The 22,385-nt window shown below is 35.4% G+C and carries 19 protein-coding genes; 7 read left to right on the top strand and 12 right to left on the bottom strand.

What is annotated here, in order from left to right; translation table 11 throughout:
• Positions 1-44: 44 nt before the first annotated feature.
• From trpX to FC72_RS02340, 3 genes are read left to right on the top strand one after another with little or no spacing between them, the layout of a single operon-like run.
• Positions 45-1,052 (top strand): tryptophan ABC transporter substrate-binding protein, encoded by a 1,008-nt coding sequence (gene trpX, locus FC72_RS02330; RefSeq protein ID WP_057764384.1) that lies wholly within the window; start codon positions 45-47, stop codon positions 1,050-1,052.
• Positions 1,049-1,939 carry an ABC transporter permease gene (locus FC72_RS02335; RefSeq protein WP_057764386.1) on the top strand — a complete coding sequence of 297 codons (891 nt, stop codon included), beginning with the start codon at positions 1,049-1,051 and terminating at the stop codon, positions 1,937-1,939. Before trpX ends, FC72_RS02335 begins: the two co-directional genes overlap by 4 nt.
• Positions 1,936-2,685: an ABC transporter ATP-binding protein gene (locus tag FC72_RS02340; protein ID WP_057764388.1), complete on the top strand. Its 750-nt coding sequence runs from the start codon at positions 1,936-1,938 to the stop codon at positions 2,683-2,685. Before FC72_RS02335 ends, FC72_RS02340 begins: the two co-directional genes overlap by 4 nt.
• Positions 2,686-2,823: 138 nt before the next feature.
• Here the strand turns inward: FC72_RS02340 and FC72_RS02345 are convergent, their stop codons facing one another.
• The 10 genes from FC72_RS02345 to FC72_RS02400 all read right to left on the bottom strand — a co-directional run bounded on the left by FC72_RS02345 (position 2,824) and on the right by FC72_RS02400 (position 14,191).
• On the bottom strand, positions 2,824-3,960 hold the full coding sequence (locus FC72_RS02345) for a serine hydrolase (protein ID WP_057764390.1): 1,137 nt from the start codon (positions 3,958-3,960) through the stop codon (positions 2,824-2,826).
• Positions 3,961-4,231: 271 nt separating this feature from the next.
• A complete protein-coding gene (gene grdD, locus FC72_RS02350) occupies positions 4,232-5,386 on the bottom strand; it encodes a glycine/sarcosine/betaine reductase complex component C subunit alpha (protein WP_057764392.1) in 1,155 nt (384 codons plus the stop codon).
• Positions 5,387-5,416: 30 nt separating this feature from the next.
• Positions 5,417-6,955 carry a glycine/sarcosine/betaine reductase complex component C subunit beta gene (gene grdC / locus FC72_RS02355; RefSeq protein ID WP_057764394.1) on the bottom strand — a complete coding sequence of 513 codons (1,539 nt, stop codon included), beginning with the start codon at positions 6,953-6,955 and terminating at the stop codon, positions 5,417-5,419.
• Between the two features lie 98 nt (positions 6,956-7,053).
• On the bottom strand, positions 7,054-8,349 hold the full coding sequence (gene grdB, locus FC72_RS02365; RefSeq protein ID WP_083480722.1) for a glycine reductase complex selenoprotein B: 1,296 nt from the start codon (positions 8,347-8,349) through the stop codon (positions 7,054-7,056).
• Between the two features lie 41 nt (positions 8,350-8,390).
• Positions 8,391-8,840, bottom strand: coding sequence for a glycine/sarcosine/betaine reductase complex selenoprotein A (grdA, locus tag FC72_RS02370; RefSeq protein ID WP_083480723.1), 450 nt, complete (start codon positions 8,838-8,840; stop codon positions 8,391-8,393).
• A gap of 52 nt (positions 8,841-8,892) precedes the next feature.
• On the bottom strand, positions 8,893-10,182 hold the full coding sequence (locus tag FC72_RS02380) for a glycine/sarcosine/betaine reductase component B subunit (RefSeq protein ID WP_057764404.1): 1,290 nt from the start codon (positions 10,180-10,182) through the stop codon (positions 8,893-8,895).
• Positions 10,183-10,232: 50 nt separating this feature from the next.
• Positions 10,233-10,565 (bottom strand): thioredoxin family protein, encoded by a 333-nt coding sequence (locus tag FC72_RS02385; RefSeq protein ID WP_157051089.1) that lies wholly within the window; start codon positions 10,563-10,565, stop codon positions 10,233-10,235.
• Positions 10,566-10,666: 101 nt separating this feature from the next.
• Positions 10,667-11,911 (bottom strand): thioredoxin-disulfide reductase, encoded by a 1,245-nt coding sequence (gene trxB, locus FC72_RS02390; RefSeq protein WP_057764406.1) that lies wholly within the window; start codon positions 11,909-11,911, stop codon positions 10,667-10,669.
• A 41-nt stretch (positions 11,912-11,952) separates the two neighbouring features.
• Entirely contained in the window at positions 11,953-12,339 is a 387-nt protein-coding gene (locus tag FC72_RS02395; RefSeq protein ID WP_057764408.1) for a GrdX family protein, read from the bottom strand.
• 496 nt (positions 12,340-12,835) lie between these two features.
• Complete coding sequence (locus tag FC72_RS02400; RefSeq protein ID WP_057764410.1) at positions 12,836-14,191, bottom strand: APC family permease; 1,356 nt, start codon at positions 14,189-14,191, stop codon at positions 12,836-12,838.
• Between the two features lie 583 nt (positions 14,192-14,774).
• Between FC72_RS02400 and FC72_RS02405 the strand changes: the two genes are divergently transcribed.
• Positions 14,775-16,112, top strand: a complete 1,338-nt coding sequence (locus FC72_RS02405) for an APC family permease (RefSeq protein ID WP_057764412.1) — start codon at positions 14,775-14,777, stop codon at positions 16,110-16,112.
• A 153-nt stretch (positions 16,113-16,265) separates the two neighbouring features.
• Positions 16,266-17,264, top strand: a complete 999-nt coding sequence (locus tag FC72_RS02410; RefSeq protein ID WP_057764414.1) for a tRNA dihydrouridine synthase — start codon at positions 16,266-16,268, stop codon at positions 17,262-17,264.
• Between the two features lie 209 nt (positions 17,265-17,473).
• On the opposite strand, the gene FC72_RS02415 is transcribed toward FC72_RS02410, so the two are convergent.
• Together FC72_RS02415 and FC72_RS02420 are read right to left on the bottom strand one after the other, a co-directional pair.
• Positions 17,474-18,133: a B3/B4 domain-containing protein gene (locus FC72_RS02415; protein WP_057764416.1), complete on the bottom strand. Its 660-nt coding sequence runs from the start codon at positions 18,131-18,133 to the stop codon at positions 17,474-17,476.
• A 112-nt stretch (positions 18,134-18,245) separates the two neighbouring features.
• Positions 18,246-19,385 carry a trans-sulfuration enzyme family protein gene (locus FC72_RS02420; RefSeq protein WP_057764418.1) on the bottom strand — a complete coding sequence of 380 codons (1,140 nt, stop codon included), beginning with the start codon at positions 19,383-19,385 and terminating at the stop codon, positions 18,246-18,248.
• Between the two features lie 515 nt (positions 19,386-19,900).
• On the opposite strand from FC72_RS02420, the gene FC72_RS02425 reads away from it, so the two are divergent.
• Together FC72_RS02425 and FC72_RS02430 are read left to right on the top strand one after the other, a co-directional pair.
• Positions 19,901-20,680, top strand: coding sequence for a WxL domain-containing protein (locus tag FC72_RS02425; protein ID WP_057764420.1), 780 nt, complete (start codon positions 19,901-19,903; stop codon positions 20,678-20,680).
• 225 nt (positions 20,681-20,905) lie between these two features.
• On the top strand, positions 20,906-22,282 hold the full coding sequence (locus tag FC72_RS02430) for an amino acid permease (protein ID WP_057764422.1): 1,377 nt from the start codon (positions 20,906-20,908) through the stop codon (positions 22,280-22,282).
• Positions 22,283-22,385 lie beyond the last annotated feature (103 nt).

Genomic DNA, 22,385 nt, shown 5'->3' on the forward strand with positions numbered 1-22,385 from the left:
CAATGCTGAGATTGTCTTTTTTTATACATTTAGGGGGAGAAATTATGAAACACACGAAACGATTATATGGCACTCTTATCTTTTTATTCGCATTTCTGATATTTGCATTCTTTTATACAGGCCATACTGAGAAGGTTGCTAAAAATAAGATTCCAAAGGTTGGCGTTTTACAATTAATGTCACATCCAGCCTTAGATCAAATTAATAAGGGATTAGATGATACCTTGAAAAAGCACGGTTATATCAATGGTAAAAATATCAAAATTGAATTTCAAAATGCTCAAGGTGACCAAAGTAATTTAAGAACTATCAGTAAACAATTTGTCGAAGATAACGTTGATGTTGCTGTCGGAATTGCTACTCCATCAGTTCAATCATTAAAGAACGCTACTTCAAGTATTCCTATCGTCATGGGAGCTGTTACCGATCCAAAAGGATTTGGTATCATCCCTAGCAACACCAAACCAGGGGGAAATATAACTGGTGTTTCTGACCAAGCTCCTCTTGAAAGCCAACTCAAGATGATAAAAGAAATCATGCCTGATTTAAAGACATTGGGAATTGTTTACACTTCAAGTGATATGTCAGCCACAACTGAAATGAAGGCAATGAAGAAACTTGCTCAAAAAAATAATATTCAAGTGAAAGTTTCAAGTATTAGTAACGTTAACGATTTACAGCAAGTCGCTACAAACTTATCCGAAAACTCACAAGCTATCTTTGTTCCAACAGACAACACTGTTGCAAGTGGTATGAAACTTCTATCAAGTATTGCCGGAAAGAAAAACGTTCCTGTTTTCCCAGCTGCAACAACAATGGTTAAAGATGGTGGCCTTGCCACGATCGGACTTAGCCAATATGAACTAGGTCAAAAAACTGGTGATGATGTCATCAAAATTCTTGAAGGAAAAGGAAAACCAGCTACAATGCCTGTTACATTTATTAAAAAGGGACATTTAGTTCTTAATGAAAAGAAAGCCAAGGAACTTAATATTCAATTTCCTGACTCACTCGTTAAAAAAGCTCAAAAAGAAGGGAAGATCATAAAATGAATCTAATAATATCAACTATCAGCCAGGGTTTTATCTGGGCTATCATGGCTATCGGCCTTTTCATCACATTTAGAATTTTAGATTTTCCTGATATGACCGTTGAAGGAAGCTTTCCACTTGGAGCCGTTACAGCGGTAATGTTGATTCAACATGGTTATTCAGCAGAAATTGCATTACTTGTAGCTTTTATTTTTGGTAATCTAGCTGGTTTTGCGACAGCTTTCATGTATACAAAATTACATATCCCTAGCCTTTTAGCCGGAATTTTAACAATGACTGCTTTATATTCTGTTAATTTAAGAATTCTAGGCAAGGCCAATATGTCTTTGACTAAACCAAATAATATTTTCGATCAATATGGATTAAACAAGTTACCAGTCAACTTCAATGGAATTATTTTAGGAATCATTATCATAGCTATTATCACTTTCCTACTAATAATTTTCTTAAACACAGAAAAAGGCCAAGCAGTTATTGCCACTGGTGATAACGAAATAATGGCAGCATCACTTGGTATTAATACAACTGTTATGAAGTTTATCGGCATTATGGTTTCAAATGGTATCGTTGCTTTAACTGGTGGATTGATTGCTCAACAAAATGGATTTGCCGATGTCAACATGGGAATTGGATCCATCGTTATTGGACTTTCAGCTATCATTATCGGTGAGGTTTTATATCCTGACGTTCCATTAAGTGTCAGAATAATAACAATCGTGATCGGCTCTATTGTTTACCGCTTGATCTTAATGATCGTCCTACAATTAGGCTTTAATACTAATGATCTTAAACTTATTTCAGCCATCATCTTAGCATTATGTTTAGCACTTCCTACTATTAGAGAACAATTCTTCAGAGCATTTAGAAACGGGGTCAAGTCAAAATGAAACCATTACTAGAAATCAACAATGCAGTTAAAACAATTTATAACGACAATCAAGATTTAAATATTCTTGATGGAATCAATTTGAAAATTTATCCAAAAGACTTCATTGTCGTTTTGGGAACTAACGGTGCTGGTAAATCAACTTTACTTGATGCTATAACTGGTGCTAACAAGTTATCATCTGGTGACATCAAATTAAATGATGAAGATATAACTCACAAAAACCTTGCTAAAAGAAGCCATTATATCAGCCGTGTATATCAGGATCCAAAACTTGGTACTTCTCCAAGAATGACCGTGGCTGAAAATCTTCTATTGGCAAAACGTCGCGGTCTGCCTAGAAGATTACGTCTTCGTAAACTAAATGACAATATGGAAAAATTTAAGGAGTTAACCAAAGATCTACCTACACTAGATAATCGACTCAATACTTTTACTGAAAATTTATCTGGTGGTCAAAGACAGACTTTAAGCTTCCTAATGGCAATCATTCAAAGACCTGAATTACTTTTATTAGATGAGCATACAGCTGCTCTAGACCCACAAACTAGTCAAGAATTGATGGAGCTTACTAACAAGGTTATCTTAGAAAAAGAATTAACCTGTTTAATGGTCACTCATAATTTAACCGAAGCTATTAAATACGGTAATCGACTAATTGTTTTGAAAAAGGGTAAGGTAATTCTTGATCTTGATAAAGATCAAAAAGCAGCTTTGAAGGAACAAGATTTACTTGAATACTTCTAACAAGAGAGTGTAACAAAAAGCGGTTTGTCACTGGAACATAGCTTTTTCCGCTTAAATCAAATAAAGTAGGTAATCCAATTGGATTACCTACTTTATTTACTTTAATGCTCGAAAGCTGAACATGTGTTGTCACACTCTTTAATTCCCTAAAATTTCCTGGGTCAACTCTTTACCAAGAGATCCCATTGCATCCTTTTGTTCATCAGAATCTCCATTTTGACTCATAACTACTAAAACAAAGGCTTTATTATCACGTTTTAGAATGGCCGCATCATTTTCTACACCGTAATCAGCGTATTCACCTGTTTTATTATAAACATCAACTACATTAGTGTTTATCTCCGCAGGTATCTTCGAATGATTACTTGTATTAGATAAAACTGACATCATTTCTTTATCGTATTTAGCTGATACCACGTCGTGTCGATAAAGTTTTTTCATAAATATGGCTAAATCATACGATGTTGTCTTATTATCTTTACCTTCAGCCAACGCATCTTGATCCATTAACATACGTTCCATTTTAGTATTGTCACTTAAACCTAATTTTTCTATTTCATCATTAACAGCACTCATACCACCTACTTCTTTAGTAATGATATTGGCTGCTGTATTATCACTTTTAGTTATCATGTAATCGATCAAGTCACGATATGTTAATGATTCTCCGGCCTGCATATTTTGAGTGACACCTGTTCCACCAACTTTATCATCATTAGTCAATTCATAACGGTCATTAAGTGAAATATCACCGTCAGCTATTTTTTGAAAGGCCGCTGCCATAATATACAATTTAATATCACTAGCCGCACGTTGAGGAGTTTTAGCATCGCCATAACTAGCTGTAGTGTCATCATCTAAATTATAGTAATAAGCTGTAGTATCACCTTTTATACCAGATAGATTACTCGATAAAATCGTTTTGACATCTGCATCAGAAGAAGATTGATTACTTTTTGGCTCATCATGTTTATTATTTTTATCTGTAGAATTTTTAGTATTTTCTGTTCTAGTCTCGTCACCATTATGATTTTTCATATAATCAAACCCTGCAGCTAAAACAAGCAAAACAATAATAATAATCCCAATGATCAAAGATTTATTATTAGGCTTTTTAGGAGACAGTTTACTCGATTGTGTCTCTTGTTCAACTTGACGTTCACCTTGACTTACTACAGATTGATGGGCTCTAGTTTCTTCAATCAACGCCCCACAATTTTCACAAAACTTGGACCCCTCTGGATTCAAATGACCACAGTTTTTACATATAATCATACTGTTTCTCCTATTATTTTCTTTTATACTATATACATTTCTTATTATATAACAGTAATCTCGAGTATATTTTTAAAAGTAAAAATATTTCCGACAAATACTAAAAGCTGGACTGTGGTATAAATATTTCTTGCTTAAATATGCTGCCGAAACGTGCAAGAAAACATAGCTTTTTACGTTTAAAACAAATGGCCCCCAACAATCCAAGATCGGATTGTTGGGGGCCATTTGCCTTAATACTCGAAAGCTGACCATGTTTTCTTGCACTCTACTACAAATAGTCTGCCTTCTTTAAAACTTCACGAGCATGATCTTCATCTTCTGGCGCTACCATAACGACTGGACCTGTACATCCCATGCCGCTTGTAGCGTAAATATCAGCTTTCCAAAGCTCTGTAACAGCATCTTCTAGCACTAGAATATCAATACCTAAGATAGCTTCTGAAACGGCTTTTTTAGCAGGTTCTTTGACCTTAGCTTGTTCTTCTTTCTTAGGAGCAGCTGTCAAATTATCCAATACTTCTGACAAGCCGGCATTTTCGGCAGCTTTATATTCAGCGTTTACTTTATCTATTAAGTTACCCTTCACACACCTACCTGCATAACTTAATGCACCAGCAATAACGTTAGCTCCTGAAGCACGACTTACAATATTGATAATCTTGTCATACCCTTTACCGGCACCAGGGCCGTATCCTTCACCAACAGATTCATAGCTTCCACCTGTTAGAAAAGAGCTCATTACTTTAGTAATGATGTTACCAGTCAAACTATCCATAACCATTATATCTGGGACACCTTGAAGTAAATCATTACCACGCATTTCTACACCGCCATCAGCACGATGACTCTGTGTAAAATTGATTTCATAACCATTATTTTTTAATTTATTCAATGCTTTCTCAACTTGATGTGCTCCATCAATATTCAAAATACCTACAGTTGGATTTTCAATACCATTGGCTTTAGCAACACCTATACCAGAGATAGTATTTTTAACCATAGCGCTGATGCGCTCCATATCTGAAGTGCCTGTAGTATTGGCTAAAAACATATTTTTGCCAATACCTGGTGTAGTAGAGTGACCCACAGTTGATACACCAATTGGGAAAGTGTAATGCATTGTTACTGCGGCATCTAATCTACCATCAGCTAACATCTCATCCATTTTGTTATGCCCATCTTCAGGATCCTTTGCAGCGACTGTTTCCAGTTTTGTATCCGTCAATGTACCAATAGCAACAACTTCAATGGAGGGATCATTTGCCTGTGCTAACTCAGCTCCGCGAAGAACTTCTTCTTCACCATGTTCACTACCAAGTAACGTTACACCTACACGAGGTCTGGAGCCAAAATTACCACTCTCTAATCCTTGGGCAATTTCATTAAACACATCAGCAATAGTGTTTTGTACGTTATTTTCCATTTTTCTCCCCCCTTAAGGATGGTTTATTCTTTATTTTAGAGAATCAGCGAATTTCTTCATTGATTCGGCGATCATTTGGCGAATTGTGTCTTTATCGACTGAATCATCTCCAACATGGCCGTCGTTTGTTTCTACAATAAATGAAATACCATCAAAGAGGTTTGTTAATCTTCCTAGGAACAAGCTACCTTTACCAATGATCATAGTACGGTGAATATCACCATTTTCAATCATTTCTTTAGCATGTCCCAAGAATGGAACACCAGATGGAATGTGACCTTGTGTAGGCACAAATCCTGGCATACCAATATTTTCAACGACTTGATTTAATTCGTCTCTAGCAAACACTTTTTTCATAATTCCTAAAGCAGCAATCATCTTGTAGTTTGCTGAAGGTATGTCTCCAGCACCAGCAGGAACAGTAATTTCAGGATTTTGCATTTCGGCAGAAAATACGTCAACATCTTTAATTGATAAACCTGCATGTTCTAGAGGGTCCGCAACAATAGCTTGCATGATAGCTTGTGGAGCAGCACCACTGCCTATCTTATGCTTACCAACAATATCGGTACGGATAACAGGAGATTTACCATCGTTTTCACCCACATGAATAGCAAAAGCACCTAAACAGTCTTCAAGAAGTGGTTGATCTTTTTTAACATGATCTTTTCCGTTCATTCCTAATTTTGCTGATGATCCACCGGCAAGAACTACAATGTTTGAATATACTCCAGCTTGCACAAGGGCTGAAGCTTCTACCATTGAATGAGATGGTGCGGCACAAAAACTTCTTGTATCTGAACCAGTTGCGTTTACACATCCGCAAATTTCACCGATAGATTTAGCATAATTACCACCGGCACGCTGGAACATATCACCACAGCCTTCTTCACTACATTCAATTAAGTAGTCAACATCGTTGGGTTTAATATCATTTTTAGCAAATAATTCAGCTAATACATAAGCTGCTGAGGCTTTACTTACTAAGTTTTCGAACATAACGTCACTTGTTAAAGCTGCATCAAATTCATGGGCTCTCTTAATGCAACCAACGAGTTTTCCGTCAAGATACAATGGTTTTGCATCTTTATCTTCGATCAATGATTTGATTTCATCAACAGTACTGGGGTTTTCTGTCAATTTATCTAAAGTTACCCAATACTTGCCAATTACAGGATCATCATTTAATTTTTTAGCAATTTCTTCTTGATAGCTGGCTTCTAAAACGACTAGATCAAACATGTCGACGGCTTTCAAACAGCCATAAAACATATCCTCAGACATGATTGAACCAAATTTACCGTTAGTAGTAGCATCCTTTAGTGGATGTTCATACCAAGGCTTTTCAATATTCTTTAAATCACGTGGATGAATATTACCAATATAAGCTTGATTAGGTCCATAACCTACAGCATCTTCGAATGAGCGTAAATGATCTGGGATAGCTTTGAGGTAATCTGAGTCTGGATTATTTCTCATTTCACTCTCTTGCAATTTACCTTCATGTACCAAGATATCCGGTGTATGAACTAATGTATAAGCGGTTCCTTTAAGTACTGGAAAAGTCATACTCTGCACCCCCAAAATAATTGTTTGAAAAAAATGTTACTTATAAAAAAAGGAGTCGAAAAATTTTCGGCTCCTAGTTGAAACTCTTGAGCTCCCTACTAGCTAAACACTGTTTGTTCAGTAACAGGTGTTTCAAGTGCTTTAAGAGCTTTTCTTACTAGTTTTCTACGTAATTCTTTTTCATCTTTTGGATCCAATTCTGGATTTCCAAGAGGATATGGAATTGCGACTGTAGGAACGATTCTATTAGCACCAACAGTCTTAGAAATAGGAACAATTGTACACATGTGAACAATTGGGAGTCCTGTGGCTTCAATAGCCTTAACCATCGTTGCACCGCAACGAGTACAAGTTCCTCAAGTGGATGTAAGAATAACAGCATCAACGCCGTCTTTCTTTAATTGCCCTGCAATTTCTGTACCAAATTTCTTAGCATTTGCTACAGATGTACCATTACCAACGGTAGCGTACCAATAATCATGTAACGAACCGATTTCACCGTTAGCAAGCATTTCTTTAATCACGTCGACTGGTAGGACACGATCCAAGTCTTCATTTGCATAGACTGGGTCATAACCACCATGAGCTGTTTGTCCGTTTTCTGGTGTAAAGTCATCGATATCTTTCAAGCTGTATTTACCATACTTAGATGCACTTGATGATTCGATATGGTCTGGATTTCCTTTAGGAACCGGACCACCAGATGATACTAAGGCAATTCTAGCCTTTGTAATATCTTTAACGGCCGGAGCTGGATCGACACGGTCGAAGGTAGGCATTGGATATTCTGTTGCGAACTCCTTGCCTTGAATTTTATCTACGAGCATTTCAACAGCGCGTTTTGAACCACGTTCTTCTCTGAATACATTTTCACGGAGACCTTTTGGCATATAGCCTGTAATTTCTTTATTGCCGTCAATAATTTGCTTTGCGACAGAAGACATTGCAGGAATTGCTTTTCTCATTGTAGCAGCACTGTTACCAACTTCTACAAAATATCCGTGCTTTCTGTATAGCTCAAAACCAGGATTTTCTGGATACATCCCACCAACAACTGGTAAATGAAGATTCTCATCAACCAATTTGGCAACTGCACCAGCAGCGACACCGTAACGACCAGCATTAAAACTTGGTCCTACGATAACGAGATCTGGATCGTAGCTTTTGATCATTTCAAGAACAGTTTCTGAAGCTTCTGCTTCATTTTCATTGAAGTAACTATCACCACATATAACTGTACCAACGATTTCGGCTACATCATTTAGTTGACCTTTAAACGCCATACCAGGTCCAACAACACCGTCTCTCTTTTCAGGCTTAACATCAGCCTTCTCTTCACCACCGATCCCGGCAAAGAATTGGTTTATGTAATGCACAATTCTTTTTTTGGTCATTTTATTTCCTCCTTTACAAAAGGTTTGGGAAGTAGTGAAAACTATCCACGATATTCTTGTACTTCTTTGTTTATAGCGTCTTTATCTAATACCATTTCCATCATTGATACTTGTTCGTCATATACTGCTGGATCTACTTCATCTTTTAGTTCAAACATGTGATATGCTTTGAGTCCTAACTGGACTCCTGCTAATGGACCAGCGAATGTTGGATCACCAGTTGATACGGTTTCAGCAGCCAAGCCACAAGCTTCTGCTTCTCCACCACCTAGTACTACTACTAGATCGTCTTTTCCGTATTTGTCTGTAAGATCTTTAATTCTTTGTTGGTTTTCCAAGTCCATAGCTCCCGCGCTTGTTCAAACAAAGCATTCAGTTGTTGAAAATACAACTTCTGCGCCCGCTGTTTTTACACAAGCCTCGATAGCCATACCAGGAATTCCATCACGGTCGCCTAAAATGGCGATCTTTTTGTTTTCAAGAATACCCATAATGTGCTCTCCTTCAATTTTATTAAATTTAATGTTTACTATAATTTCGTTATTAGATTGTTTTAGCTGATAGATTGAAGAATCCTAGTTCATTTGTTGAACCAGTGATTACTTGAAGTTCAGCTTCAATTGATCCATCTTCACGAAGACTTCCATCCCAAGCACCAGCAATAATGTTGGCAACTTCTGGATGTCCGATAACTGTATCCATAACTGGAAGATCGATAACTTCATTGGCGTTACCCGCAGTTACAACGGCGTCTCCTTTTGGAGTTGAATCTGCTAATGATTGACTGGCACCATCTTGTCCAGCATACTCATCAGTTACAAGAACTGTCTTAATACCTTTATTTTCAAGGTTGTTACAGTTCATAACTAAGTCAGCGTCAGGATTACCAAATCCTTCTTCTGAGATGATTGCTGCATCTGCGCCAAGCATTTCAACCAATTTAGCAGTCATATTTGATGAACGTTTCTTATCTTGTAGCGTTACGTTCTCATTGGTAATGACACATCCGATAAAGTTAATATCTTTACCATGTCTTGAATATAAATCATCGATAACTGGACTATTCAGATGTACATATGATGGATTCTTATCACAAGCTGAAACACAGTTACCACTTGTAATAGCTCCATCAAATACTTCTGTTGGATACATAAACGTTGGAACTATCTTCATAGCATTTGCGCCATAGAAGAAGGTGTTATGCATAAGTCCTTGTGTTTGTAGTGCATATACATATACGACTTTTGGTAGATCAGGATATTGTTTAACTTGTTCTAGAAGTGGCTTTGTTTCATATACCTTTTCTTCATCAGGTTCAACATTTCTTCCTGCTTCACCAATATAGTTGGCAGCTCTAAAACCAGCTAAACGAATTACTTCTTCATGTTCATGCTGCTTGATGCTGTCAATTGGTTCCATCTTAATTACAATATTATTTAGTTTTGAGAATGGTGTATATTTAGCACCTTCACCACTCATATCAATGATTCCTTCTTGGAATCCAACAATCTTACCAGTTGTTACAACTGCTGCACCTTTAAGTACATGTGTACGTCCTGAACCAACTTGGTCAACATCCCCAATAACACCTGGGAAAATATTGCCTTTTCCGTCAACTTTACAACGTGGTTCAATGACATCTTTAACTGGAATGATACGAGTCTTGTCACCTGGTTTTGCTAAATACACATCAAGAGATTTGATTCTTTCATCTCCGCCTGTTGCGGCTTCGATCAATTCGTCTTTATCAACGAAAAGTGTGCCATCTTTAACTTCGGTTTTTGAGCCGAAGGCAATATCTTTTATTAGGATATTGCCAATTTCTAATCGCATAATATCCCTCCATTCCTTGCCTATTTGCAGTTATTCAATCAATGATGAAACTAAACTGTTAATTCATCTAGTTTAGCTGTTACAGCTGCCATTCCTTTTTCTTCAAGAATGTCTTTTCCTAGAGAAGCAACTTTCTCACCATCTTTATAGAATAGATATGCTGGGATGCCCATTACTTTTTGTTTCATGGCCATTCTCATATTTCCTGTAGTATCAAATGCGTAGAATGTAGCTACATCAGATTTTTCGTCTGATAGTTTTTCAACATCAGGCATCAATGCCATACATGGTACGCATTTTGGACTAAAGAAATCCACCATAACTAAACCTTTCGAATTACTGATTGTTTCTTCAAAGTTCTCCTTTGTAAGATGTTCCATCATCATCTTCGCCCCCTTTCAATTTTTTATCTTTGAAATCTAATACAGGACTAAATTTCAAAGATAAAAAATTTAGATCTCTCTAAACTTTTTATTCATCTGTTTTAGACTTCAACAGATTCTTTCAATAAATCTTCTAATGCTTCTGGAGTAATATTCTTTGTACCTTCAAGACGAGCTATATCTTTTCCATCTTTGAACAATACAATAGTAGGAATTTCTGAAACATTATATTGTGTAGCTGTTTTCTTTGCTCTATATGTATCAAGTTTTACTAATCCAATAGAACCATTTTTCTCTTCGACAACCTTATCCACAATAGCGATCGAATCAATACTTTCTTCTACCTGTGGTGCCCAAAATGCCAAGATAACTGGTTTCTTTTTACTTTCATCAAGAACATCATTTTGTAGTGTTTCTAGTTCTGATAAGTACTTTTCAGCTGCAGATGCGGCAATAGCTCCATCAGCTGCTGCTGTTACAACTTGACGTAGATACTTAACTCTTGCATCCCCTACTGCGTAAACTCCAGGAACGTTAGTTTCCATCATATCGTTAGCAACAAGATAACCACGATCATCTAATTCAACTTTTCCTTTAAGAAAGTCTGTATGTGGTTCTGTACCAATAAATACAAAGACACCATTTGTCTCTAAGTCTGTTAGTTCGCCAGTATTGATGTTCTTTAGAACAACTTTTTCTACTAGTTCGTCACCAGCAATTTCTTCAACAGTTGAATTCCAGACCCACTTGAGTTTTGGATTCTTCATAGCCTTTTCAGCACTGGCTTTATTACAATCAAGATTTCCTTCTTCATGAATAACAATGATAGTTACTGTTTCAGCAAATTTAGTTAAATACATTGCCTCTTCAATGGCAGCATCACCATTACCTACGACTACAACATCTAAATCTACAAAGAAATCAGCGTCACAAGTTGCACAATAACTTACACCTTTACCTCTTAGTTCAGCCTCTCCTTTGACATTGATTTTTCTAGGAGTAGCACCTGGTGACAAGATAACCACTTTAGACTCATAAGTATCGCCTTGTTGTGTATGGACTGTTTTAATAGGTCCAGTAAAATCAACTTCATCAACTGTGCCTCTTAAAAATTCTGTGCCAAATGCTTTAGCATGATCTGCAAATTCCTTCATAATTCCAGGACCTGTAGTACCTTTATAAAATCCCGGATAATTTTCCATTTCATCTGTTGTTGAAGCTTGTCCACCTGGTTCAGCATTCTTATCCAATACAGCAGTCTTCATTTTTGCACGACTTCCATAAATACCTGCAGCTAAACCACCGGGTCCTGCACCAACAATTAAAAGATCATATATCTCTGACATAAAACTCTCCTCCCTACACATAAGACAATTTATAAGTCTATTTATTCATGGTATTCATAAGGTAATCCATCAATAGCCGAATCTAATAGGTCCAAATCTATCACTTGAAAATCCTCTAAGACACTTTCAGCATATCCACGTCTTCTAGGACCTAATTTCTTTAACACTTGATTAGCCCCCTCAATTAAAGTTAACGAGAACATATCCAAATCGCCTTTTCGATCGCTCAAAACTAAACTCTTATATGGGCTTTGATTGGGTTTGATACTTCCAGCAAGTGGATGATTAATCAAATTGGCGCCTAAATGAATGGCATCTCTACTGTGATTAAAAATATCCCCAACTGTTGAATCTTCTTCAAATTCTGTAATTTCTGGATATTTCTCTTCAACCATCGGATTATTGGTTAAAATATAAAAATTCGCCATTCTTTAAGCCCCCTTTGTTAAGTTTTTCACTTTTATCTTACACTTGAAATATAGCGTACTATATTGTGATTTGCAAGCGCTTTCGGGAAAAAATATAAATTATTTTCTATTAATAATCATTAATACGGATTTTCCTATTTAGTTAACTGATTTTTTTAATAGTAACGATTTGTGTTTCCTTATCCATCTTTCAAAATAATATAAAGCCTCATTTCCCTTGATATAAAGGCAATAACATCAAGTCGATTTACTTATAATTATTCAATACATTCTGAACGATCTTTGTAAATTATCATTGATCAAAATCATTTACGGATCCTATTTCAAATTTCAACTGACAATTTGTGCCTTTGACTTTAAGTAATTTCTATTTCACATTGTCGTAATTTCATGTTTCCTTAATGTAAAAATAAATTACGTTTTTGTGTATTTAGTGAAGTGTTTAACAAGAGTGAACAAAAAAAATAACATTTATTCACCGAGAATGAACACGGTTCTAATATATGACATGAGATTTAGAATAAGTAATGTATAGCAATAATCCGATTGCTAACCAGCCGAGATAATTCATCCAAGCGGTAATTGGCAAATTAAATAGTAATAAAACGCAGACAGAAGCAGATAACACTGGTAAAACAATTCCAAAAGGAACTTTAAATGGACGTTTTAAATCTGGATGTTGTTTTCTTAACAGAACCACTGAAACCGAGATCAATAGAAAAATACACAAAGATCCTACATTGGCGAAAGTGGCCAGTTTCTTAATGTCTAATAATCCTGAACAAATAGAAGTTATTATACCTATCATCCACAGAGACTTATTCGGTGTCTGTGTATTTTTATTCAACTTACTAAAGGATGATGGTATAAATCCTCCACGACTCATAGCCATGGCGATATTCGAAGATGCATAAATGAAGGCTAGAATAACCGCTAGAATACCTAAGATAGCTCCAAGTGAAACAATTTCAGCAACGATTGGATGATCAACAGTAATTAAAACAAATGACATTGCCTCTGGAACATTCAATAAGTTATACTTAACGTCTCCAGTCATTACTAAACTAACAATGATGTACAGCAATGTTGATATAGCCAGTGATGAAATAATAGCTATAGGTAAATTTTTTTGAACTTTTTTACAATCTTCTGCTGAAGTTGCCAAAGCATCAAAACCTAAAAACGAGAAGAAGACAGTTGATGCTCCTGTAAAAATACCTTTCACACCAAACGGTAAAAATGGTTTCCAATTAGTCGTTTTAATATGAAAAGATCCAACGACAACAAATAGTATGATAATTCCTATCTTAACTAGAACCAAAACATCGTTAACGACCTTACTTTCACTCATACCTCTTGTTAGTAAAAGTGTTATAAGCAAAACAATAATAACTGCCGGTAGATTTACCAATCCTCCATTAAATGGTGATAAAATTAAATCCTTAGGCAAATTAATTCCAACTTCTCTCAGGAATGAGGCTACATACCCTGTCCATCCAGTTGCGACAGTCGCAGTGGTTGTTATATAAACCCCAAGTAATGTCCAACCTGAGAAAAACGCTATTTGCTCACCCATTGTTATCCACGAATAAACATAAGCACTACCCGAACTCGGTATGGCGGTAGTTAATTCTGAATAACATAATCCGATCAAAGCACTTGCCAAGGCAGCAATTAGAAATGAAAATATTACCCCCGGACCAGCATCTGTAGCAGCTACAATTCCAGTTAAAACTAAAATTCCAGTACCAATAATGGCTCCAACACCCATAATAGTTAGATCGAAAAGTCCTAACGTTTTGGGTTTGTTTTTTGAAACATTTATTAAATCCTCAATTGATTTTCGTCGCATAATACCCTACTCCAAGCTTTCTATTTTTTTGTAGTTGTTATTATCATATCACTTTTTTGGAATATCTAAGTAGAGTTAGTGATTTTTTTAACATTAAAAAACTTTTATTGCATTATTTTAAAGTGAATGAATTCACTTTCATAAGTTCGCAATATAAATCTATTATTTTAAACTTATTAACCACGCTGTACATTATTAATGAATAGACATTTGCATTAATCAAAAGACTGAATTAAGATGTCCATTTATAGTTGACACTTTTTATATAAATGATCAAAAATCATATACAAAATCTTCTATACAGGCTTTTCAGTATCACTAATACGTTCATTATAATTTGTCATTACTTTTTTGTAGATTATTGTTGTTTATTTACAATGAACACTTGTATTGTGCTAATGCAAAAACCTCAATTTTTTAATTCAAAAATTTGGTTTTAGTATCAAAAAGATCAACTTTAGGATTCCAAAAAATCGAGTCAAAGTAAGCAACTTTTTATAAAAAATGCTGTTTGGCCTTTCAAAAATTTTAAACTTTGATAGAATGATTGTGAAAACATTCTCAATATAAGGAGGAAAGTAAAATGAATGAAGATGGACAGCTCAAAAGAAATATTGGCTTTTGGGCGGCTCTTTCAACAGTAATAGGAACTGCTATCGGTGGGGGGGTCTTCTTTAAAACGCCGGTTGTTACGCAGGTAACAGGATCATCAAGTCTAACGCTTTTTAGTTGGTTACTTGGTGGTTTGATTACCATTGCTGCAGGACTAACAACAGCTGAACTTTCTGCTGCTATTCCAAAAACAGGTGGGATGGTTGAATATATTAACCATACTTACGGAAAAACCCCTTCTTTCCTATTAGGATGGGCCGAAATGGTTATCTATTTCCCAGCTAATATATCTGCTTTATCTATTATTTTTAGTACTCAACTTATTTATCTACTTGATATTAGTATGAAATGGCTAATTCCAATGGCATTGGTCGTTGCTGCATCTATTACTTTGATCAATTTATGCGGTTCTAAATATGGTGGTGGATTTCAAACATTTACTACTGTATTCAAATTAATACCTATCGCACTTATAATTATTTTTGGTTTATTCTCAAAACATGGAGCACCCGTTCCACTATTTCCAATTAAATCTGGTCAAAATATCAACTTCCTAACAGGATTAGGTCATGGTTTACTTGCCACAATGTTTGCTTATGATGGTTGGATCCAAGTAGGTAATATTGCTGGTGAGCTGAAAAATCCTAAGAAGGATTTACCACGTGCTATTATTTTTGGTTTACTTGGTATCACGGTAATTTACTTATTTATTAATTATGCCTTTTTAAAAGCTCTACCTATTCATAGCATTATTGGTAATGAAAATACCGCTGCTGATGCAGCCAAAGTTATTTTCGGTGATTTTGGTGGTAGATTAGTTACGATTGGTATTTTGATTTCTGTATACGGAGCTATTAACGGTTATACTATGACCGGTTTACGTATTCCTTATGCACTTTCTAAAGATAAATCATTACCTTTCAGTAATAAATTATCCCATGTATCAAAACTTGGTATTCCGGTCGCAGCTGCATTATTACAACTTGTTATTGCCTTTGTCATGGTATTTCTAGGTGACTTCAATACACTAACAGATATGTTGGTATTCGTTATTTGGATTTTCTACACAATGACATTCGCTGCTACTATTATTTTAAGAAAACGTGAACCTGACATGAAACGTCCATATAAAGCTTTACTTTACCCATTTACTCCAATAGTAGCTATCTTGGGTGGTATCTTTATCGTCGTTTCAACAATCTTCACACAAACATCCCTTGCTTTACTTGGATTAGGTATTACTATACTTGGTCTACCTGTATATTTACTTGTTAAAAAACATAACGAATCACAAAAAAGCTCTAAATAAATGAAGGAAAAGCATATTCTCGACTGAGAACATGCTTTTTTATTTTGAAGAAATTTATTAATATCATCTAATTTAGGCGAATTACTTGCCAACTGGCAGTCATAATACTTATAGTAATTAGTATTGTCATTAATTTGGATTGGAAGTGAAAATGTGACTCAGTCAGCATACTGGAATCGCATCACAGAAAATGCTAAGAAGGAAAATCGCCCCTTCTTTAGCTTGGCTCCGATGGAAGCTGTAACAGGTTCTGTTTTTCGTCGCGTCGTTATGAAAGCAGCTGCACCGGATATTTTTTATACAGAATTTACAAATGCGTTAAGCATCACGCATCCTTTAGCTAAAGAAACAACTAAGGGACGTTTATATATTGATCCTAAAGAAGATCCTAAACCAATAGTACAGTTATGGGGAAATTCTGGAGAGGATTTCTCTAAGGCTGCCAAAGAGGTCGCAAAGCAAGGATATGAAGCTATCGACATCAATACCGGTTGTCCTGATATAGCCGTTATTAAAAACCATAGCGGTAGCGATTTAATTCGCCATTTTGATACTACTAAAGAAGTTATCGAAGGTGCACGACAAGGTGGACTACCTGTTAGTGTAAAAACAAGAATCGGATATAGCGAGATAGAAGAGTTTGAAACCTGGATTCCTTTCCTATTAAAACAACAAGTTCCAGTTTTGACTGTACATGTTAGAACACGTGAAGAGATGAGTAAGGTACCAGCTCACTACGAATTGATAGATCAACTCATACAAATGCGTGATACGTATGCTCCTGATACACTACTTCAAATCAACGGTGATATTGCTGACTATCAAGCAGGAATAAAATTAGCAAATGAACATCCCGGTATAGATGGTATTATGATTGGCCGTGGAATATTCATGAATCCATTTGCGTTTGAAAAAAATCCCAAGGAACATTCCAGTCATGAACTATTAAATCTTCTACGTTATCAATTAGATCTTTACGACCAGTTTGTCGCTATGGGCATTCCTGGACATTTTGCACCCTTACAACGATTCTTTAAAATCTACGTTCGTGGGATGAAAGGCGCTTCAGCAATCAGAAATGATTTGATGCAAACTAAAACTACCGATCAAGCTCGTGAAATTATTGAACGTATTGATCCTGGGGCAAAATAAAAGAGTGTGCAAAAAAAGCGATTTGCCACTGGAGCATAGCCTAGAGACACGAATGATTGGTACCATCAATCATTTGTGGTTCGTAGCTATGTGGAGGTTGCAGCTTTTTTTCACACGTTTAGTCTATAAAAGTTCAAAAACAAAAAAGGGGGTTACGACTTATGTCGTGGCCCCCTTATTTATCTTAATTCTATAAAGATGAACGCATTCTATTGAATTATTTGCTGTTCTTTAATAGTAATATCTTTCAAATATTTTTTAGCATACATTGAAATTGATGATTGGATTTTTTCAGTATCTAACCTATCAACGCCAAATATATAAGCTACGATCACGGCACTTCTGGTGTTATCACCTATCATCGCACGTGTTGAATCTGATGTAGGTCCACCAAAAGGACCGTCTTCATCTTTAAGTAATAACATATTCTCTAAATTGATAGTTTTTTTGCCAATACCATTATAAGTTTCACCTGGTTTACCTAAAGTTAAAACGATATCCCCTGCAACTTTGTCCAAATCATAACTACCAAACGGTAGCTTATAAACTAACGATAAATAGTTATTCAAGTCAACTAGACTATTGATTTGATAAAGCCCCTTTCCTTTGACAACTCTTCTCCATAAACTGTCAGACGAAGGACGAAATCTTGCAGGATCTTTCCCTAACTCTTTATAAACTTTTTTAGTATTCATAATCGTGGGATTTTCTCTAATTGTCTCCAGAGTATCTTCATGACTTATTTTTTCATCAATTGGATTTAATAATTCATCCCACATTTTCTTATCATAAGATTGATTTTCAAAATCAATTACAGTTATTCCTAGTGATACCTTATTTTTTAATGATTCATCTATTTTAAATTTCATTTTTTCCTCCACTTTTTTTATTAGTTTTGGAATCCTGGAACATCACATTCATTTAATGGTGAATAGATCATTATAAAGCCCCCTTTGTAATTATCATCATGATACTACACCACTAAACTTTGGCAAAAGCTTGTTTTAAATCATCCAAAAGATCTTCGGAATCTTCTACTCCGACAGAGAATCTAATCAACTCATCTTTGATGCCATTTTTCAATCTAATATCACGAGGAATTGCACTATGGGTCATTACTGCAGGAACCTCAATCAAACTCTCAATACCACCTAGACTTTCAGCTAAGTCTATCAACTTCAAATTTTCCACAAATTTCTTTGGATCTAGTCCTTCTTTTAATTCAAATGAAATAATAGCCCCAAATCCACGCATTTGTTTCTTTGCTACTTCATATTCAAGACCATCCGGATCACCTGGATAATAAATTTGACCAACCTTATCATTATTTTTTAAATAATCGAAAATGATTTTAGTGTTTTCTTGATGTACTCTCATTCTGATTCCAAGAGTTTTAATTCCACGCATAAGTAACCAACTGTCATCCGGTCCCAAAACACTACCAATAGAATTTTGTAAAAAGGCCAACTCATCAGCAATTTTGTCATCAGAGGTTGCAACTAATCCGGCGACAACATCGCTATGTCCACCTAAATATTTGGTTGCGCTGTGGAGAACTATATCAGCTCCTAATGTTAGTGGATTTTGGTTATATGGCGTCGCAAATGTATTATCCACTATAGCTTTTAAGTTATGCACCTGTGCAATACTTGAAATTTTAGAAATATCAGAAATTTTCAACAGTGGATTGGTTGGTGATTCTAAATAAATTGCTTTTGTATTGTCTCTTATTGCAGCTTCAACAGCTCTTAAATCCTGGGTATCAACAACTGTAAATTCCAATCCAAATCTTTTTAACACTTTATTGATCAGCCTAAATGTTCCACCATATACATCGTTTCCTACAATAATATGATCTCCATTTGAGAATAATGAAAATACAGCATGTATTGCTGCCGAACCAGAAGCAAAGGCAAACCCAAATTTACCTTCTTCGATATCTGCAATCAATTTCTCTAAAGCATTTCTAGTAGGATTCCCTGTTCTTCCGTACTCCCACTTTGGTTCTCCGCCAAGTTTATGTTGGTGAAAGGTCGATGTTCTATAAACTGGTATTGAAACTGCTCCTGTCTCTTTATCTTCACTGATACCACCATGAATAAGTTTTGTATTAAATTTCATTTTTTCCACTCTCCTATTTTTAGATAAAAAAAGAGTGCAGATTCAAAAGAATCCGCACCCTTTACAAAACATCATTATTGTCTTCAATAAACTTTTAGACACTCAAAATGATGGTTCGCAAACGATGCGAGCCATAACAACATAGGTTTTGAGTGTTAGTTAAAAGCATGTGAAGACCTCCTAATAAATTTATGTCTAAGAGCATATAGCAACTTTATTATATTGTCAATTGAACCGTATTTATTTTGAAATAACTCCGACAATTTATTGTGTCAGAAAATTAAGAATAAGTTTATTTATGATTTATATACAGACTCATTCCAAAATGAACAGCATTTTATTGGCATCTAGTATTGAAATATAGTTTAATTTTTAGATTATTTTATTTTGTTCAAACCTAAAATTAATTAATATAATAATTCATAAATTATAAAAATCCTTTACGAAAGCTGATGAAATAAACAATCGGTTGTCTGATACTATTTAAGTAGAATCTTTGTGGGAGGAGGTATACTGTGAAAAAATTAAAAAGAGTCCTATTTAGCTTGTTAATAGCCACTTCAACCCTCCTAACTTTGTCCACAAACACAGTTAACGCAGATACTACTACTGCGACAGTTGCCTCCGACGGAACAAGCACAGCTGCTGACGGTACAGTTGTTGATTCAAAGACTTCCACAGTTTCAGTTACCGTCCTTTCTGGTATTTTAACTTTAGATGCGGTACCGGATTTTAGTTTCCGTGCTGTTGATGGTGCCAAGGTCAGCCTTAAATCAAATACAACCGACAATTCAAATAATTCTGCCGGTGCTGCCACAGCTAATGATGGTAATAGCGATGGTAACAATACTGGTTTACTTCAGGTTACTGACTCACGTGTTTCAATATCTGGCACTAATGCAATATCCGCTGGTTTTACACTTGGGGCAAAAATTTCAACCCTTCAACCATTTAATAGTGATGACAAACCTATTTCAGGTTTTGAATTAACCCTTAATCCGCAAGCTTTGATCAATGCCCAAGGCAATGGTATCAGTACTAATACCCCTCATCCAATATTTTCTAAGAAGGCCGTATTATCCGATACTAAAACATCTGATACAAATGTTATTGATCTGGATTCCGGTGAATACAATCCAGGAGTTGTATCAGCTACATTTTCACAGTTTACTGACGGTGCTAGTTTGTACCTACCAAAAGGGTCTACTGGAACTTCTACCAAAGAAAAGCGTGAATATAATGCCGTAATAACATGGACACTCACACCTAAACCTCAAAGTACCGTTACAAAATAAATCTTCTCCATCCACCAGTTGAAAATTCAACTGGTTTTTTTATTTTAAAAGCCCTTTCAAAGAAAGACTTATTAATTTATAGCCTGTTTACGGTTATTTTATTAGAATTTTATTAAAAAAATAGAGATTTTTTTGAAAAGTTGTAGTAAGATGGGATTCTACAGTAGAGTTACAGTTGTTTTCAAACTGTGAACAGGGATTAAATAAGAAAGGTGGTCCATAATTATGGATAAAGAAAACAAAACGTTAAACCGTAGTTTGTCATCTCGACAGATGCAGATGATTGCTCTTGGAGGAACTATCGGGGTTGGGCTCTTCATGGGATCTGCCTCTACTATTAAATGGACCGGACCTTCAGTTTTGCTGGCATATGCATTCGCTGGTGTAATTTTATATATTGTTATGCGTGCCTTAGGGGAAATGATTTACGTCGATCCATCTACTGGATCATTCGCCAAATTTGGTGCTGAATATATTCACCCTGTAGTTGGTTATTTGACTGCTTGGAGTAATGTCTTCCAATATCTTTGTGTTGGTATTAGTGAAGTTATCGCTGTTGGTACTTATCTTCAATTTTGGTGGCCCAATATGCCTCAATGGATCGCGGGAGTTATTGTTGTAATAACACTTTGTGCTGCCAATTTAGCTTCTGTTAAAGCTTATGGTGAGCTAGAATTTTGGTTTGCTTTAATAAAAGTCTTAACAATTATTTTCATGATCATTATGGGTCTTTTAGTTATTATTTTTGGTGTTGGTAATCATGGCCAACCCGTTGGTATTAGTAATCTCTGGACTAACGGTGGTTTCTTTACTGGCGGTTTTAAAGGATTTATTTTTGCGTTATCTATTGTTGTAGGTTCATATCAAGGAATTGAAGTTATTGGTATTACAGCTGGTGAAGCTGAAGATCCACAAAAAAATATCGTTAAAGCTATCAGAACTATCGTTGGTAGAATTTTAATTTTTTATATTGGTGCAATTTTTGTTATCGTTTCAATTTATCCTTGGAACAAGCTAGGTACTATGGGTTCTCCATTTACAGAAACATTTGCTAAAGTTGGTATTACTTTTGCCGCAGAAATCATTAACTTTGTTGTTCTTACTGCAGCTCTGTCTGGATGTAATTCTGGTATCTTTAGTTCAAGTAGAATGCTTTATACACTTGGTATGGAACACAACTTACCAAAAGCATTTACTAAACTATCCAGACATCACGTTCCATACTTACCAGTTATCACTATTTCAGCTGGTATTTTGATTGGTTTATTATTAAACTTCTCTCTTCCAGCTTTATTCCACACTTCAAATAATGTCTTTGTTATTGTTTATAGTTCTAGTGTTCTTCCAGGTATGGTTCCTTGGTTTGTTATTTTGTTCAGTGAATTAAAATTCAGAAAACAAAATAAACAACATATGGATGAACATCCCTTTAAAATGCCTTGGTATCCATTTAGTAATTATTTTGCTATTGTTTCACTTATCATTATTCTCATTTTTATGTTCTTAAATCCCGAAACAACAGTTTCATTGTTAGTAGGGGTAATTTTCCTTCTCGTCATGACAATTATTTACTTTATCAGAGAAAAAATGACAAGAGCCTAAAAATACAAGTGTTTGCGACGTTAGTCGTAAATGCTTTTTTTATTTATCAAAAAAAATCGTTTCACAAGTAACTCAAAAGTGTAACATGTTAAGGTATATACAG

The organism is Companilactobacillus tucceti DSM 20183 (assembly GCF_001434665.1).
GTDB classification, from domain to species: Bacteria; Bacillota; Bacilli; order Lactobacillales; family Lactobacillaceae; genus Companilactobacillus; species Companilactobacillus tucceti.

Coding starts and splice junctions, on each gene's coding strand:
- FC72_RS02405 (WP_057764412.1), top strand. CDS start 14,775: ATGAATGAAGATGGACAGCTCAAAAGAAATATTGGCTTTTGGGCGGCT.
- FC72_RS02430 (WP_057764422.1), top strand. CDS start 20,906: ATGGATAAAGAAAACAAAACGTTAAACCGTAGTTTGTCATCTCGACAG.
- FC72_RS02385 (WP_157051089.1), bottom strand. CDS start 10,565: ATGATGGAACATCTTACAAAGGAGAACTTTGAAGAAACAATCAGTAAT.
- trxB (WP_057764406.1), bottom strand. CDS start 11,911: ATGTCAGAGATATATGATCTTTTAATTGTTGGTGCAGGACCCGGTGGT.
- FC72_RS02340 (WP_057764388.1), top strand. CDS start 1,936: ATGAAACCATTACTAGAAATCAACAATGCAGTTAAAACAATTTATAAC.
- grdC (WP_057764394.1), bottom strand. CDS start 6,955: ATGACTTTTCCAGTACTTAAAGGAACCGCTTATACATTAGTTCATACA.
- FC72_RS02415 (WP_057764416.1), bottom strand. CDS start 18,133: ATGAAATTTAAAATAGATGAATCATTAAAAAATAAGGTATCACTAGGA.
- trpX (WP_057764384.1), top strand. CDS start 45: ATGAAACACACGAAACGATTATATGGCACTCTTATCTTTTTATTCGCA.
- FC72_RS02345 (WP_057764390.1), bottom strand. CDS start 3,960: ATGATTATATGTAAAAACTGTGGTCATTTGAATCCAGAGGGGTCCAAG.
- grdD (WP_057764392.1), bottom strand. CDS start 5,386: ATGGAAAATAACGTACAAAACACTATTGCTGATGTGTTTAATGAAATT.
- FC72_RS02395 (WP_057764408.1), bottom strand. CDS start 12,339: ATGGCGAATTTTTATATTTTAACCAATAATCCGATGGTTGAAGAGAAA.
- FC72_RS02335 (WP_057764386.1), top strand. CDS start 1,049: ATGAATCTAATAATATCAACTATCAGCCAGGGTTTTATCTGGGCTATC.
- FC72_RS02400 (WP_057764410.1), bottom strand. CDS start 14,191: ATGCGACGAAAATCAATTGAGGATTTAATAAATGTTTCAAAAAACAAA.
- FC72_RS02380 (WP_057764404.1), bottom strand. CDS start 10,182: ATGCGATTAGAAATTGGCAATATCCTAATAAAAGATATTGCCTTCGGC.
- FC72_RS02420 (WP_057764418.1), bottom strand. CDS start 19,385: ATGAAATTTAATACAAAACTTATTCATGGTGGTATCAGTGAAGATAAA.